Origin of the sequence: Streptococcus sp. HSISS3 (genome assembly GCF_000448605.1) — a bacterium.
GTDB classification, from domain to species: Bacteria; Bacillota; Bacilli; order Lactobacillales; family Streptococcaceae; genus Streptococcus; species Streptococcus raffinosi.
On record NZ_CM002130.1, the window covers coordinates 1,675,122 to 1,676,390 of the forward strand.

The following is a 1,269-nucleotide window of genomic DNA, read 5'->3' on the forward strand; positions in this document are numbered from 1 at the left end:
GATGATGCTGAAGTAGTCATTGAAGCAGACAATGAAGTGCTTGCTGATTCACTCATTGAAGTTGAGACACTTACTGAAGCTGAAACGCTGCTTGAAGTGCTTGCTGATTCTGAGGCACTCATTGAATCTGAAACCGATTGGCTCATTGAGATTGAAGCGCTTGTGCTTTGTGATTCAGAGACTGACGTTGAGACGGATTGACTCGCTGAAACTGAGGCGCTTGTGCTTGCACTTTCTGATTCCGATACGCTCAATGAATTAGAAACCGATTGGCTCGTTGAGATTGAAGCGCTTGTGCTTTGTGATTCAGAGACTGACGTTGAGACGGATTGACTCGCTGAAACTGAAGCACTGGTACTTACTGACTCACTTAGTGATGTGGATTCACTTGTTGAGACTGAAGCGGAAACGCTACTTGAAGCACTTGCTGACTCTGAGACGCTCATTGAACCTGAAACTGATTGGCTCGTCGAGATTGAGGCGCTTGTGCTTTGTGATTCAGAAACTGACGTTGAGACGGATTGACTCGTTGAAACAGAAGCACTGGTACTTGCACTTTCTGATTCCGATACGCTCAATGAATTAGAAGCCGATTGGCTCGTTGAAACTGAGGCGCTCGTGCTTTGCGATTCAGAGACTGACGTTGAGACGGATTGACTCGCTGATACTGAGGCACTGGTACTTACTGACTCACTAAGTGACATTGATTCACTGATTGAGACTGAAGCTGAAATGCTAGTTGAAGCACTGGCTGACTCTGAGGCACTCATTGAATCTGAAACCGATTGGCTCATTGAAACTGAGGCGCTTGTGCTTGCACTTTCTGATTCTGAGACGCTCAATGAATCAGAAACCGATTGGCTCATTGAGATTGAAGCGCTTGTGCTTTGTGATTCAGAGACTGACATTGAGACTGATTGACTCGTTGAAACAGAAGCACTGGTACTTGCACTTGCTGACTCTGAGACACTCATTGAATTAGAAACTGATTGACTCGCTGAAATTGAGGCGCTTGTGCTTGCTGACTCGCTGAGTGAGACTGAAGCACTCGTACTTTGTGATTCAGAAACTGACGTTGAGAATGATTGACTCAATGAAACTGAGGCACTCGTACTTGCACTTTCTGATTCCGATACGCTCAATGAATTAGAAACTGATTGGCTCGTTGAGACAGAGGCGCTTGTGCTTTGCGAGTCAGAGACTGACGTTGAGACGGACTGACTCGTTGAAACTGAAGCACTCGTACTTGCACTTTCTGATTCCGATACG

2 protein-coding genes and 1 pseudogene are annotated in these 1,269 nt (G+C 45.8%); all 3 read left to right on the forward strand.

Annotation, left to right across the window (positions count from 1 at the left end; all coding sequences use genetic code 11):
- Positions 1-201 (forward strand): annotated as a pseudogene (locus HSISS3_RS12510) (hypothetical protein); the annotation flags it as partial.
- 177 nt (positions 202-378) lie between these two features.
- Positions 379-525 carry a hypothetical protein gene (locus HSISS3_RS12515; protein WP_021152299.1) on the forward strand — a complete coding sequence of 49 codons (147 nt, stop codon included), beginning with the start codon at positions 379-381 and terminating at the stop codon, positions 523-525.
- Positions 526-732: 207 nt separating this feature from the next.
- A complete protein-coding gene (locus HSISS3_RS12520; protein ID WP_021152300.1) occupies positions 733-921 on the forward strand; it encodes a hypothetical protein in 189 nt (62 codons plus the stop codon).
- Positions 922-1,269: the final 348 nt, after the last annotated feature.